At 68.9% G+C, this 13,244-nt stretch carries 10 protein-coding genes and 1 pseudogene; 1 reads left to right on the top strand and 10 read right to left on the bottom strand.

Annotated elements, in window-relative coordinates; translation table 11 throughout:
* Position 1: 1 nt before the first annotated feature.
* The 7 genes from FBY39_RS14490 to FBY39_RS14520 form a co-directional block, all read right to left on the bottom strand.
* Positions 2 to 1,108: a heparan-alpha-glucosaminide N-acetyltransferase domain-containing protein gene (locus tag FBY39_RS14490; protein WP_141933048.1), complete on the bottom strand. Its 1,107-nt coding sequence runs from the start codon at positions 1,106 to 1,108 to the stop codon at positions 2 to 4.
* Complete coding sequence (gene argF, locus FBY39_RS14495; protein WP_141933050.1) at positions 1,087 to 2,010, bottom strand: ornithine carbamoyltransferase; 924 nt, start codon at positions 2,008 to 2,010, stop codon at positions 1,087 to 1,089. The genes FBY39_RS14490 and argF overlap by 22 nt, the downstream gene beginning before the upstream one ends.
* Positions 2,007 to 3,215 (bottom strand): acetylornithine transaminase, encoded by a 1,209-nt coding sequence (locus tag FBY39_RS14500; RefSeq protein WP_141933052.1) that lies wholly within the window; start codon positions 3,213 to 3,215, stop codon positions 2,007 to 2,009. Before FBY39_RS14500 ends, argF begins: the two co-directional genes overlap by 4 nt.
* A complete protein-coding gene (gene argB, locus FBY39_RS14505; protein ID WP_141933054.1) occupies positions 3,212 to 4,111 on the bottom strand; it encodes an acetylglutamate kinase in 900 nt (299 codons plus the stop codon). The genes FBY39_RS14500 and argB overlap by 4 nt, the downstream gene beginning before the upstream one ends.
* 13 nt (positions 4,112 to 4,124) lie before the next feature.
* Complete coding sequence (gene argJ / locus FBY39_RS14510) at positions 4,125 to 5,282, bottom strand: bifunctional glutamate N-acetyltransferase/amino-acid acetyltransferase ArgJ (protein WP_141933056.1); 1,158 nt, start codon at positions 5,280 to 5,282, stop codon at positions 4,125 to 4,127.
* Positions 5,279 to 6,352 (bottom strand): N-acetyl-gamma-glutamyl-phosphate reductase, encoded by a 1,074-nt coding sequence (gene argC / locus FBY39_RS14515; protein WP_141933058.1) that lies wholly within the window; start codon positions 6,350 to 6,352, stop codon positions 5,279 to 5,281. The genes argJ and argC overlap by 4 nt, the downstream gene beginning before the upstream one ends.
* A 213-nt stretch (positions 6,353 to 6,565) precedes the next feature.
* Entirely contained in the window at positions 6,566 to 7,555 is a 990-nt protein-coding gene (locus tag FBY39_RS14520) for an NAD-dependent epimerase/dehydratase family protein (RefSeq protein WP_141933060.1), read from the bottom strand.
* A 76-nt stretch (positions 7,556 to 7,631) separates the two neighbouring features.
* On the opposite strand from FBY39_RS14520, the gene FBY39_RS14525 reads away from it, so the two are divergent.
* Positions 7,632 to 8,762 (top strand): AAA family ATPase, encoded by a 1,131-nt coding sequence (locus FBY39_RS14525; protein WP_141933062.1) that lies wholly within the window; start codon positions 7,632 to 7,634, stop codon positions 8,760 to 8,762.
* Between the two features lie 6 nt (positions 8,763 to 8,768).
* On the opposite strand, the gene pheT is transcribed toward FBY39_RS14525, so the two are convergent.
* The 3 genes and pseudogenes from pheT to FBY39_RS14540 form a co-directional block, all read right to left on the bottom strand.
* Positions 8,769 to 11,276 (bottom strand): phenylalanine--tRNA ligase subunit beta, encoded by a 2,508-nt coding sequence (pheT, locus tag FBY39_RS14530; protein ID WP_141933064.1) that lies wholly within the window; start codon positions 11,274 to 11,276, stop codon positions 8,769 to 8,771.
* Positions 11,276 to 12,316: a phenylalanine--tRNA ligase subunit alpha gene (pheS, locus tag FBY39_RS14535; protein WP_141933066.1), complete on the bottom strand. Its 1,041-nt coding sequence runs from the start codon at positions 12,314 to 12,316 to the stop codon at positions 11,276 to 11,278. The genes pheT and pheS overlap by 1 nt, the downstream gene beginning before the upstream one ends.
* Positions 12,317 to 12,394: 78 nt before the next feature.
* Positions 12,395 to 13,090, bottom strand: a pseudogene (locus tag FBY39_RS14540) (amino acid ABC transporter permease); the annotation flags it as partial.
* Between the last annotated feature and the right edge of the window lie 154 nt (positions 13,091 to 13,244).

The raw sequence follows: 13,244 nt of genomic DNA on the forward strand, positions 1-13,244 counted from the left end.
CCTACCGACGACGTACGACCAGCCGAGCGACGCGGTCCAACACCCACTCGAGGGGACCCCGACCGACCAGCAGCGCCCACGCGGTGCACGCCGCGAGGAGGATCAGCGTCATGGGCCAGAACGGCTCGAGCGCGCGGAACCCCGTGAGATCGCCGGCGCTGCCGAGGACGGTCGTCGCGATGACGGCCCACGCGACGAGCTGGGCCGTGTAGGCGGTGAGCGGCATGGCGCCGACCGCGCGCAGCGGGAGCACCACCCATCGGATCGCCGTGCGACACAGGAGAAGACTCGCCCCGATCACCGCGAGCGCGAACCCTCCCGAGCCGATGACTTCGAACAGCCCGCTCGAATGCGGCTCGGCCGTCCACGGTGTGGCGCCCGTGCCGAAGGACTCCCCTGCCATGTAGCCCGCGAAGGCCAGCGCCGATCCCGCGAGCAGCATCGCCACCTGCACGGGCAGCCGCGTGATGCCTGCGCGCGCGACGCCCAGCCCCGCCGTGACGAAAGCGATCCATACGGTGAACGGATAGTGCCATCCGATCGCCATCGAGAGCTCGCCGCCGACAGCGGTGTACCAGATCGGAAGCTCCTCGAGCCACACCTGCACGAAGGGCATGACCAACGCGAGTGCGGCTGCCAGAGGAAGGAGGAGGCGTGCACCGAAGGGCACGAGCGGCAGGGCGAGAATGAAGAGGATCGCGTAGGCGGGCAGGATGACGTAGACGGGCACTCCCGTCGCGATCAGCAGCATCCCGATGATCCACAGCAGGAGCGCGCGCACCGCGAGCCGCAGCATCGCCGTCACGAGAGACGCACTGCGCAGCGGAGTGCGGCCACCCGTCACGAGCCCGATCGACACCCCCGCGAGCGTCGCGAACAGGATCGATGACCTCCCCTCGGCCACCGCGATCCACGTCGAAGGGTCACCCCACGCGAACGGTTCCACGATCGCGATGAGGTGTGCCGCCAGCATCCCGATGACCGCGAGTCCGCGAGCCAGATCGACCCCGCCCACACGTCGGGCCCCGTTGAGCCGAGCCCAACGGGAGCGGACCCACGAGGCTTCCTGCGGCGCGGCGTCGGAGGTCACTGCTGGCGGAGGAGCCATACGAGGAGCGCCTTCTGCGCGTGGAGGCGGTTCTCGGCCTCGTCCCACACGACGCTCTGCGGGCCGTCGATCACCTCGGCGTCGACTTCATAGCCGCGGTCGGCGGGGAGGCAGTGGATGAAGATCGCATCGGGGGACGCCATCCCCATCGTCTCCTGCGTGACCTTGTACGCGCCGAGATCCCGCAGTCGTGCGAGCTTCTCCTCTTCCTTCCCCATCGACACCCACGTATCGGTCACGATGACGTCGGCACCCGCCGCGGCCTCGTTCTGATCCGTGAAGAGCGTGACCGAACCACCCGTCTCCGCACCGCGCGCATCCGCCGCAGCGACGACATCCTCGCGCGGCGCATACGCCTCGGGCGATGCGACGCGGACATGCATCCCGGCCGTGACGCCGGCGAGGATGTAAGAGTGGGCCATGTTGGACATCCCATCGCCGAAGAAGGCGAGGGTCAGGCCCGCGAGCTCGCCCTTGTGCTCCCGGATAGTCAGGAGATCGGCGAGCAATTGGCACGGGTGGAAGTCGTCGGAAAGCGCGTTGACCACCGGCACGCGCGTGCCACGGGCCATCTCCTCGAGGCCCGCCTGCGCATAGGTGCGCCAGACGATGGCAGCGACCTGACGTTCCAGCACGCGTGCGGTATCCGAAGGGGTCTCTTTGCCGCCGAGCTGGCTGTTGGCCGTGGAGATGATCAGCGGCGACCCACCGAGATCGGCGATGCCGACGGCGAACGAGACACGGGTCCGCGTCGAGGACTTGTCGAAGATGACCGCGACCGTCTGCGGTCCGGCAAGAGTCTTGTCGGCCCAGCGGTCCTTCTTCAGCGTGAGAGCGAGATCGAGAATCTCCCCCTGCTCGGCCTGGGTGAGGTCATCATCACGCAGCAGATGGCGGGTCATGCGGCTCCTTCGGAAGCGACGGTCAGCTCGGCCTCGACCGCCGCGAGCGACGCGGCGAAAAGTGATGCGAACTCGTCGAGTTCCACATCGCCGATGTTGAGCGGGGGGACGAGGCGGATCGTATCGCTGTTGGGCGCGTTGATGACGAGACCCCGATCCTGAGCCGCTGCCACGAGCGACGCGGCGACGGGATGCCGGAGACCCACCCCCACGAGGAGACCGCGTCCGCGGCACTCCGCGACGAGCGGCGAATCGATCTGCGCGATGATCTCGCGCAGCTGCGCGCCCCTCTCGCGAGCATTGTCGACGAGTCCCGCGCGCTCGATCTCGGCGAGGACCGCATTGGCCACCGCCGTCCCGAGGGCATTGCCGCCGAACGTCGATCCGTGCGTACCGGGATAGAACAGGTCAGCAGCCGTATCGAACGTGATGAGCGCGCCGATCGGGAAGCCGCCACCGACACCCTTCGCGACGGTCACCGCATCGGGCGTGACACCGAAGTGCTGGAAGGCGAACCACTCCCCCGTCCGGCCCGCGCCCGTCTGGATCTCGTCGATGATGAGCAGCGCGCCGTGCCGCTCGGTGAGTTCGCGAGCCGCCTCGAGGTACCCCTCAGGAAGATCGACGACGCCTGCCTCACCCTTGATCGGCTCGACGAACAGGGCTGCGACGCTCTCATCGGTCGCGGCCTCGAGCGCCTCGACCGTCGAGTCGATGAACTCCACGCCCGGAGTCATGGGCAGGAAGGGTTCCTGCATCGAAGGCTTGCCCGTGAGGGCGAGCGTTCCCATCGTGCGACCGTGGAACGCGTTCGTGAGCGCGAGGATCCGGGGCCGGTCGGGACCGCCGTGAAGCCTCGCGAGCTTGAAAGCCGCCTCGTTCGCCTCGGCACCAGAGTTGCCGAAGTACACCCGGCCCCCTTCGCCCGTGCCCGCGAGCCGCTTGAGCCGAGCCGCGAGGGCGAGCTGGGGTGGCGTTGCGAAGTAGTTCGACACGTGCGCGAGCGTCGCCGCCTGCGTCGCGATCGCCTCGACGAAGACGGGGTGGGCGTGTCCGAGGGAGTCCACGGCGATGCCCGCGAGGAAGTCGAGGTATCGGTTGCCGTCGGCATCCCACAGGTAGGCGCCCTCACCACGGACGAACATCTGCATCCGGGGCCCGAAACTGCGTACGAGGTCGCGCCCCGCGTCATCCTGCCACGTCATCCGAGCACCACCTCTGTTCCGATTCCCTTACTGGTGAACATCTCCACGAGCACCGAGTGCGGCACCCTGCCGTCGATGATCGCAGCCGTCTCGACGCCGCCCTCGACGGCCTCGAGGCACGCCGCCATCTTCGGGATCATGCCCGACTCCAGCCGCGGCAGCATCGCGCGCAGCTCGGTCGATGTGAGATGGGAGACGAGCGAGTCCCGATTCGGCCAATCGGCGTAGAGACCCGCGACATCGGTGAGGATGACGAGCTTCGCAGCTCCAAGAGCGACCGCGAGAGCGGAAGCGGCGGCATCAGCGTTGACATTGAGCGAATGGCCGGGGCGATCGAGATCGGGCGCGATCGACGACACGACGGGGATGCGCCCGGCCGCCAGTTGATCCAGGACGGGTTGAGGATCGATCTCGACGACATCGCCGACGCGGCCGAGGTCGTGCTCGACCCCGTCGAGGAGGACGCCGCGGCGCCGTCCGCCGAACAGTCCCGCATCCTCTCCGCTGAGTCCCGTCGCATGCGGACCGTGGGCATTGATCTTCGCGACGAGCTGCGGATTGATCTGACCCGTGAGCACCATCCGCACGACCGAGATCGCCTCGGTGCTCGTCACGCGGTACCCGCCCTTGAACTCGCTCGGGATCGCGAGGCGGTCGAGCATCGAGGAGATCTGGGGTCCGCCGCCGTGGACGACCACTGGCTTGACGCCGACGTAGCGGAGGTAGGCCATATCGGCGGCGAAGGCGTCCTGCAGCTCCTCCGAGACCATGGCGTTGCCGCCGTACTTCACGACGACGACCTGATCGCGGTAGCGCCGCAGCCACGGCAGCGACTCGACGAGCGTGGCTGCCCGCGCGCTCGCCTCTGTGGGATCGGTGTCCTGGATATCGGTCATGAGGTCTGCTCGATCATGAGGAGTATGCACTGTTCTCGTGGACGTAGTCGTGCGTCAGGTCGTTCGTGAGGATCGTGGCCGCGGCGTCTCCGACCCGCAGGTCGATGATGAGCTCCGTGGCTCGGGGCGTGAGGTCGACGTCCTCCCTCGGCCGATCGGGTCCGCCCTCCGTGCAGACGCGGACTCCGTTCATCCAGACGTCGACGTCGTAGGGGTCGAAGGCGGCGTCCGTCGTTCCGATCGCCGCGAGCACGCGACCCCAGTTGGGGTCGTTGCCGAAGATCGCCGCCTTGAAGAGGTTGTTTCGGGCCACCGAGCGACCCACGGTCACGGCGTCGTCCTCGGTCGCCGCATGGACGACGCGGATCGTGATGTCGTGGCTCGCGCCCTCGGCATCCGCCTGCAGCTGCTGAGACAGATCGAGACACACCTCGGCGAGCGCGTCCTCGAAGCTGCCGGGGGTGGGCTCGACACCGGATGCCCCGCTGGCCATGAGCGTCACCTGGTCGTTCGTCGACATACAGCCGTCCGAGTCGAGCCGGTCGAACGTCGTGCGCGTCGCTTCCCGCAGGGCGGCATCGGCCCGCGAGGCATCGATGACCGCGTCGGTCGTGAGGACAACGAGCATCGTCGCCAGGCCGGGTGCGAGCATCCCCGCACCTTTCGCCATACCGCCGATCGTCCAACCATCGCGGGTGATCTGCGCGCGCTTGGCCTTCGAGTCGGTCGTCATGATGGCTTCGGATGCCGCGACGCCTCCGTCCGCGTGGAGCGTCGCGATTCCCTGGTCGACCCCCGCCAGGACCTTCGCGCGGAACACCTCGTCTCCCGTGCCGATGAGACCGGTCGAGCAGACCTGGATGTCGGCCGCACTCACGTCGAGGAGCTCGGCCATCCTCTCGGCGGTCTGGTGCGTCGTCTGGAACCCGAAGCTCCCCGTGAAACAGTTGGCACCACCCGAATTGAGGACGATGGCCTCGACGACGCCGTCTTCGATCGCCTTCTGCGACCACAGGATCGGGTTCGCCTTTGCGCGGTTCGACGTGAAGACCGCGGCACCGACTTTGAGCGGTCCGCGATTGACCACGACGGCGACGTCCGGCTTTCCGGTGGACTTGAGTCCCACGGCCACTCCGGACGCTTCGAAACCCTGGGCTGCTGTGACGCTCACGGTGCGACTCCGTTCACGGTGAGGGCGGTGGGCTCGGGAAGGCCGAGCGCGATGTTCATCGACTGGATGGCGGCGCCCGCCGTGCCCTTGACGAGATTGTCGACAGCGGTCACGACGACGACCCGCCCGGCGGCACGATCGACCGCGAGTCCCATGAGAGCCGTGTTGGCGCCGACCACGTCGGCCGTGCGCGGGAAGACCCCCGGGGGGAGGAGCTGAACGAAGGTCTCGTCGGCGTAGGCAGCCTCCCAGGCATCGCGGATGTCGGCGTCGGTCACCCCGTCGGCGATGGGAGCCGTCGAGGTCGCGAGGATGCCGCGCGCCATCGGCACGATCACCGGTGTGAACGAGATCCGGACGCCCTGATCGGCCGCCTCTGCGCTCGAGTGCGACGCACCTCTCGCGGCGACGAGCGCCTGACGGATCTCGGGGATGTGACGATGGGAGCCGCCCACGGCGTACGGGTTGGCGGATCCGAGGACCTCGCTGGCGAGCAGGTTCGTCTTGAGGCTCTTGCCTGCGCCGGAGGGACCCACAGCGAGGACTGCGACGATATCGGACGGGTCGATAACCCCCGCGGCGACGCCGGGGGCGAGGCTCAGCGAAACCGTCGAGGCGTTGCATCCGGGAGCCGCGATCCGCGACGCTCCGACGAGGCGTTCACGCTGCTTCGCTCCCCCGACGAGAAGCTCGGGCACGCCGTAGACCCATGGTTCGAAGAAGTCGCCGCCGTAGAAGCGGTCCCACTCCGACACCGACTCGAGCCGATGATCGGCGCCGGCGTCGATGACGAGCGGCGTGCTGGCGAGGATGTCGGTGTACTTGCCGGACTGTCCGTGAGGAAGCGCAAGAAACACGATGTCATGGCCGGCAAGAGTGTCGGCGGTCGTTTCCTGGAGCGTGAGGTGCGCCAAGGACCGCACGTGCGGCTGGTGTTGGATGAGCGGCTGTCCCGCACTGGAGTGCGCGGTGACGGTGCGGATCTCGACGTCGGGATGCGCGGCGAGGATGCGAAGGATCTCGCCGCCCGCATAGCCGGATGCGCCGGAGACGGCGACCGAATATGTCATGGATTCCACCTTAGAGTCTGGGGTTCACGGACGGAGGCGGCGACGCCCGCATCGACACCCGAATCGGGTGGATCGCAGGGCCGCCTAGCGTCGGCGAGCGCCCAGACGACGGCGCGCAGGAGCGACACTCTTGGAGAGCGTCGGAAGCACCTGAACGGCCGCGGGCATGCGCCGACCCTAGCGCCCTTCTCAGACGTCGGCCAAATCGAGGGGCTACTCCGTCGCGGCGAGGCGTGCGAGCAGGGCACGCTCCTCCGCGCGGGTGAGCCCCGCACCGCGGGAGCGGTCGAGGCCCCGGTCACGCTCGTCGGCGAGGACGCGTTCCAGCGTCTCGTGGAGCGGCCGCAGTCGTCCGCCGAGCCGCCGATAGAGCGCGTTCGACCTCGTCGCGAACCCCGTCAGCTCGGCGGGAAGCCACAGAGGCAGCGATGATGGCCCTGCCCAGGGAGAGACGTCCTGCGTCGTGAGCCAGGACTCGTCGGCCCTCACGACGTCCCCGGTGTGCCCGCCGACGAGGGCCGCGAGACGGAGGACGTCGACGAGCGGGACGGAATCCCCCGCTGCCGTGACAGACCCCGCCCACCTTTCGCGGCCCATCGCCACGACGAAGTCGGCGAGGTCGTCCACGTCGATCACTTGGGCGCGGGCATGAGGAGCATCGGGCACGAGCACAGGCCCGTCCTCGGCGAGCGCGAACCGCCCCACCCAGTATCCGAATCTGTCGGTCGGATCGCCGGGACCCACGACGAGCCCGGGGCGCACGATGGCCGCGCGGTCTTCGAGCGCCGCACGCACCGCCGCTTCGCACGCGGCCTTGGCGCGGGGATACTCCTCCTCCGACTCCCGTGTGTCAGCGGGTGGGGCGAGCGCGGCAGACTCGTCAGCACCGACCACGTCCGCCTCGGCGTAGACCGAGACGCTCGAGATGTACGTCCAGTGCGCCGCCCGGTCGCCGAGCGCGCGCACCGCCGAGCGTACGTGTGGAGGGCGTGACGAAACGTCGACGACCTCATCCCATTCGCGCATCCGCACGGCATCGTATGCCGAAGGATCTTCACGATCGGCTGCGACGAGCACGGCACCCTCAGGTGCCGGACGACTGCCGCGCGCAAGAGACGTCACCGAGGCGCCGGCATCGATCCAGCGCTGCGCAACCCTCCCGGACAGCCACCCCGTTCCGCCGAGGATGAGAACCTCCGTCATGGGTTCATCACACCAGATCCCGCACAGCGGTGGGTGCTCCTCCGCTCACGGCAGGCTCGACTGCGAGGATGGACGGATGCTCACCACCGTCGCCGTCTCCGGATACCGGTCGATCCGCGACCTCGTCGTCCCCCTCGGCCGGCTCACCGTCATCACGGGGCCGAACGGCTCGGGAAAGTCGAACCTGTACCGCGCCCTCCGGCTGCTCTCGCAGAGCGCGCGCGGGGCGCTCATCTCGGCCGTCGCGCGCGAAGGCGGACTGTCCTCTCTCCTTTGGGCGGGTCCCGAGAACGGCGGCACCGAAGGGACGATGCGCACTCGTCCCCGCGCCGTCCAGCTGGGCTTCGCCTCAGACGAACTGGGATACCTCGTCGATCTCGGCATCCCGCAGGCAGCAGCCGGAAGCCCGTTCTCGCTCGACCCCGAGATCAAGCGCGAGCAGATCTTCGCAGGCCCCATCGCCAAGCCCGCGACGCTCCTCCTCGACCGCCTCCGCGGCGTGGCGCGCGTCCGCGACGACGCGTGGAAGATCGTCGACCAGAGCCTCGCCCCGTACGAGAGCATCATCACCGATCTCGCCGCGGGCGACACGGCCCCCGAACTGCTGGCGCTTCGGCGGACGTTCGGCGGGTGGCGCTTCTACGACCACTTCCGCGTCGACGTGGACGCGCCGGTCCGCCAGCCACAGATCGGGACGCGCACCCCGACGCTGTCGCACAGCGGCGACGACCTCGCAGCCGTCTGGGCCACCATTCAAGATGCCGGTCACGGGGCGGCGCTCGCGGAAGCGGTCGCGGGAGCGTTCCCCGGCGCTGTCGTCCAGGCCGCCCCCGTTGACGGCCGGCTGCGACTCACGATGCGGCAGCCGGGACTTCTCCGCCCTCTCGACAGTGCCGAGCTCTCGGACGGGACACTCCGCTACCTCCTCCTGTGCGCGGCCCTCCTCCCCGCACGTCCCGCGCCGCTCATCGTCCTCAACGAACCCGAGGCGAGTTTGCATCCCGGCCTTCTGGAACCGCTCGCGGACCTCATCGACGCGGCATCCGCGGATGCGCAAGTGGTCGTCGTGACGCACGCCGACGCGCTCGCCACCGCGCTCGAACGGAGCGGTGCGACGACGCACCGCCTCCGCGCAGGGTCCGCGGGCACGGTCGTCGACGGTCAGGGCGTCCTCGACCGCCCCGCCTGGAACTGGGGCAGCCGATAGCGCGGCCTACTCTCGCAGCGTCGCTCCGAACCGATCGGCGGCGAGCGCCACGCCGGCGAGCTTCGCTTCAGTGGCTTCAGCGGCCGTCAGCGTACGGTCGGGCGCGCGGAATCGCAGAGCGAATGTGAGGCTCTTCGCCCCCGCCGGCACGCCCGCGCCGCGGTAGTCATCGACCAGGCGCACCGACTCCAGGAGTTCACCCGAGCCCTCGACGAGCGTCGCGCGAACCTCGGATGCCGAGAGATCGGCCCCGACGACGAGCGACACGTCCTGCGTCGCAGCCGGGTACCCGGAGAGAGACGCCGCCACGACACGCTCGCCCGCGAGGGACAGGAGCAGGTCGAGGTCGATCTCCGCGACCACGACACGACCGTGCAGGTCGGACGCCTCAGCGACGGACGGGAGGACTTCACCGACGTAGCCGACCTCGACGGAGCCGACGGAGAGGACGCCCGCTCGCCCGGGGTGGAGCGCAGCACGCATCCCCTGCGCGACGTCGATCGATACTCCGGAGGCCGCGGCGACCGTGCGAACGGCGTCGAGGACATCCGTCAGGCCGGCTGACACGGGAGTCTGGCCGGGCTGCTTCGCGACGCTGCTCCCCGTCACGAGCACCGCCACGTGGCGGTGCTGCGGCGGGATCGACTCATCGAGCGCAGCCAGGGTGGCGGCATCCGGTCGCACCGCGAGAGGTGGGACGTGCGTCGTTCCGTAGGTGACGCCGGGCTCGGGCAGGAAGACCGTGCCGAGCTCGTACAGCGCCAGATCGACGAGCCCACGGGAGACGTTGCGGTGCGCCACCTGCAGCAGGCCCGGAATCAGCGAGCGGCGCAGGAACGGCGCTTGGCCGTCGAGCGGATTGGCCAGTCGGACCGAGGGAACGTGTTCGCCCGACGCCGATCCGTGCAGATCGTTGTCGGCCTCGGTCACGAACGGGAACGAGGGCGTCTCGACGTACCCCGCCGCGGCGAGCGCATTCGCGACACGCCGTCGGCCCTGCTGCGCCGACGTGAGTCCGCGACCCGACGGCGGAAGCGGAAGCACGGAGGGGATCCTGTCGTACCCCTCGATGCGCGCGACCTCTTCGGCGAGCGTCCACTTGTCGGTCAGGTCGGGGCGCCAGGACGGCGGGATCACGACCCACGATCCGTCCGCCTCGGTGACCTCGGCTCCGATCATCTGGAGCGCCTCGACGATCTCGTCATCGGTGTACTCGACTCCGATGAGACCCGCCACGAAGTCGCGCGGGAGAACGATGCCCTCGATGAAGACCTCGGCGAAGAGGGCCCCACCGAGTTCCGTGTCGAGCGTCCCGCCCGCGTACTCCACCATGAGGTCGGCGACGCGGCGCGCGGCGACGAACGGCACGAGCGGGTCCACACCGCGCTCGAACCGACGCGATGCCTCGGACGGGAGCTTGTGCCGACGCGCTGTCCGGGCGATCGAGATCGTGTCGAACGTCGCCGCCTCGATGAGCACGTTGCGGGTGGCATCCGTCATCTCCGTCGCGCCTCCACCCATGACGCCGGCGAGCCCGATGGGGCCGGATCCGTCCGTGATGAGGAGATCTTCCGGGTCGAGGGTGCGCACCTTGCCGTCGAGCGTCTCCAGCGTCTCTCCCGCGACGGCGCGGCGCACGGTGATACCGCCGGAGAGGCGATCGAGGTCGTACCCGTGGATCGGCTGGCCGAGCTCGATCATGACGTAGTTGGTGATGTCGATGAGGATGCCGAGCGACCGGATTCCGGCGAGGGTCAAGCGCGCGACCATCCACGCCGGGGTGGGCTTGGTCGGATCGACGTCGCGGACGACGCGGGCGACGAACTCGGTCGCTCCCAGCCGACCACGGAGGGGCGCGGCATCCTCAACCGCGATGGGGAACCCTGTACCAGGCTCGACATCGCTCCACGCACGCTCTGCGGGGTCGCGGAAGGATGCGCCCGTCGCGTGGGAGTACTCGCGCGCGACGCCGCGGATCGACAGCGCGTAGCCGCGGTCGGGTGTCACGTTGATGTCGACGGCGACGTCGTCGAGCCCGAGGAGCGCGATGGCGTCCGTTCCCGCGGGCGCGTCGAGGCCGAGTTCGACGAGGCGCAGGATGCCGGAGTGCTCGTCGCCGAGTCCGAGCTCCTTCGCCGACGCGATCATCCCGTCGGATACATGTCCGTACGTCTTGCGCGCGGCGATCGGGAAGGGTCCGGGAAGGACCGCGCCGGGAAGCGTCACGACGACCTTGTCCCCCGCGAAGAAGTTGGACGCACCGCACACGATTCCGCGGACACCGCCGTGATCGGCGCCGACGTCGACCTGGCACCACCGGATCGTCTTGCCGTTCGACTGAGGCTCGGCCTCGAACGAGAGCACCTCGCCGACGACGATCGGTCCCTGGAGGCCGAAGTCGATGACGTCCTCTTCTTCGAAGCCGACGCGCACGAGCGCCGCGAGGACATCGTCGGGCGTCGCGTCCTGCGGGACGTCGACGAACTTACGCAGCCAGGAGAGCGGGACGCGCATCAGACCACCATTCCGAACTGCTCGCTGAAGCGGACGTCACCCTCGGCCATGTCGCGCATGTCCTGCACGTCGCTGCGGAACATCAGCGTCCGCTCGATGCCCATGCCGAAGGCGAATCCCGAGTATTCCTCGGGGTCGATCCCCGCCGCGCGCAGCACGTTGGGGTTGATCATGCCGCAGCCGCCCCACTCGATCCAGCGCGCACCACCCTTGAAGGTCGGGTGCCACAGATCGAGTTCGGCAGACGGCTCGGTGAAGGGGAAGTAGTTGGCACGGAACCGCGTCTTCGCCTCGGCGCCGAAGAGCACCTTGGCGGCGTGATCCAGTGTGCCCTTGAGGTGCGCCATCGTGATCCCCTTGTCGACGACGATGCCCTCGAACTGCGTGAACACGGGGAGATGCGTCGCGTCGAACTCATCGGTGCGGTAGACCCGCCCGGGGCACAGCGCGTAGAGCGGCAGATCGCGCTCGAGCATGGAGCGCACCTGAACGGGGCTCGTGTGCGTGCGCATGACGAGGTGCCGGTCGACGGGATCGACGAAGAACGTGTCCTGCATCTGGCGTGCGGGGTGATCGACGTCGAAGTTCAGTGCATCGAAGTTGAACCACTCGTGCTCGAGTTCGGGTCCTTCCGCGATCACCCACCCCATGCCCACGAAGATGTCGGCCACCTGCTCCTGCAGGAGCGAGATCGGATGCCGCGCGCCGACCCGCGCACGTGACGGGACGGCCGTGATGTCGACGCGCTCCGCCTCGAGCCGAGCCGCGGACTCCGCCTCGACGAGCTGCTGCTCGCGGGCCGCAAGAGCCTGGGTCACGCGACCGCGTGCCTGCCCGACGAGCTTGCCGAACTCGGCCTTCTTCTCGTTCGGGACATGGCGCAGCTGTGCGTTCAGGGCGGCGAGGGGCGAACCCTCGGCGCTGTGCGCACTGCGCACGGCCTTCAGCTCGGCCGTGTCTGCCGCAGCAGCGATCGCGTCGAGCGCGGCCTGCACCGCAGCATCCACCGCCTCAGGGGTGATTTCGGGAGAGTCGGACACGAGGAACGAGTCTACCGACGACAGATGCCGCGCCCCGCCGTGGCGTCACGGTATCGGTCGCGGCATCCGCCGTGAGGCTTAGAACGGAATTCCCTGGCTCTGCCCGCCGTCGAGCCGTCCGCCGCGGCTCTTCCGCTCGCCCTGGGCCGCGATGAGCTCCGTGTCGGTGACCTCCTGCGTCGGCTGATTCGCGCCGACCACCCTGCCGCCCTTGCTGGAGCGCCGCAGCCGCTTCTCGACGGCCGTCGCGACCGACGACAGCACGAGGCACAGAGCGATGTAGATGAGGGCGGCGACGATCGTGGCGGGAACGATGGGAGAACCCACCTGGGACTGGGATCCGAGGTATTTCGCGTAGAAGAGGATCTCGGGGTACGTGATGATGAATCCGAGCGCCGTGTCTTTGAGCGTCACGACGAGCTGGGCGATGATGACCGGCATCATGGCGCGGATGGCCTGCGGGAGCAGGACGAGGCGCATGACGCCCGCCTTGCGGAGCCCGATCGCGTATCCCGCCTCGCTCTGGCCGCGTGGGAGCGATTCGACGCCGGCACGGATGACCTCGGCCAGCACCGACCCGTTGTAGGCGATGAGGGCGATGACGACCGCCCAGTACGACTCCATGCGGATGCCGAGGACGGGGAGCCCGTAGTACAGCAGGAACATGAAGATGAGGACGGGGATGGCTCGGAGCACCTCGACGATCGCCGTGAACGGCACACGCACCCACGCGTGGTCCGACATCCTGCCGATCGCGAGGAAGAACCCGAACGCGAGGGCGCCGACCGCGGCGGCGGCGAACGCGGCGAGCGTCCGTCCCGTCGCTTCGGCGAAGGAGATCCAGACGTTCGTGTAGGTGAACGCCTGCCACTTCTCCGCCGTGAACTGGCCCGTGTCGATGAGGCGCCAGACGAGGAGCCCGATGATC

The sequence above is a fragment of the Microbacterium sp. SLBN-146 genome (genome assembly GCF_006715145.1).
Taxonomy (GTDB): domain Bacteria; phylum Actinomycetota; class Actinomycetes; order Actinomycetales; family Microbacteriaceae; genus Microbacterium.

Coding starts and splice junctions, on each gene's coding strand:
- FBY39_RS14490 (WP_141933048.1), bottom strand. CDS start 1,108: ATGGCTCCTCCGCCAGCAGTGACCTCCGACGCCGCGCCGCAGGAAGCC.
- argF (WP_141933050.1), bottom strand. CDS start 2,010: ATGACCCGCCATCTGCTGCGTGATGATGACCTCACCCAGGCCGAGCAG.
- FBY39_RS14500 (WP_141933052.1), bottom strand. CDS start 3,215: ATGACGTGGCAGGATGACGCGGGGCGCGACCTCGTACGCAGTTTCGGG.
- argB (WP_141933054.1), bottom strand. CDS start 4,111: ATGACCGATATCCAGGACACCGATCCCACAGAGGCGAGCGCGCGGGCA.
- argC (WP_141933058.1), bottom strand. CDS start 6,352: ATGACATATTCGGTCGCCGTCTCCGGCGCATCCGGCTATGCGGGCGGC.
- FBY39_RS14520 (WP_141933060.1), bottom strand. CDS start 7,555: ATGACGGAGGTTCTCATCCTCGGCGGAACGGGGTGGCTGTCCGGGAGG.
- FBY39_RS14525 (WP_141933062.1), top strand. CDS start 7,632: ATGCTCACCACCGTCGCCGTCTCCGGATACCGGTCGATCCGCGACCTC.
- pheT (WP_141933064.1), bottom strand. CDS start 11,276: ATGCGCGTCCCGCTCTCCTGGCTGCGTAAGTTCGTCGACGTCCCGCAG.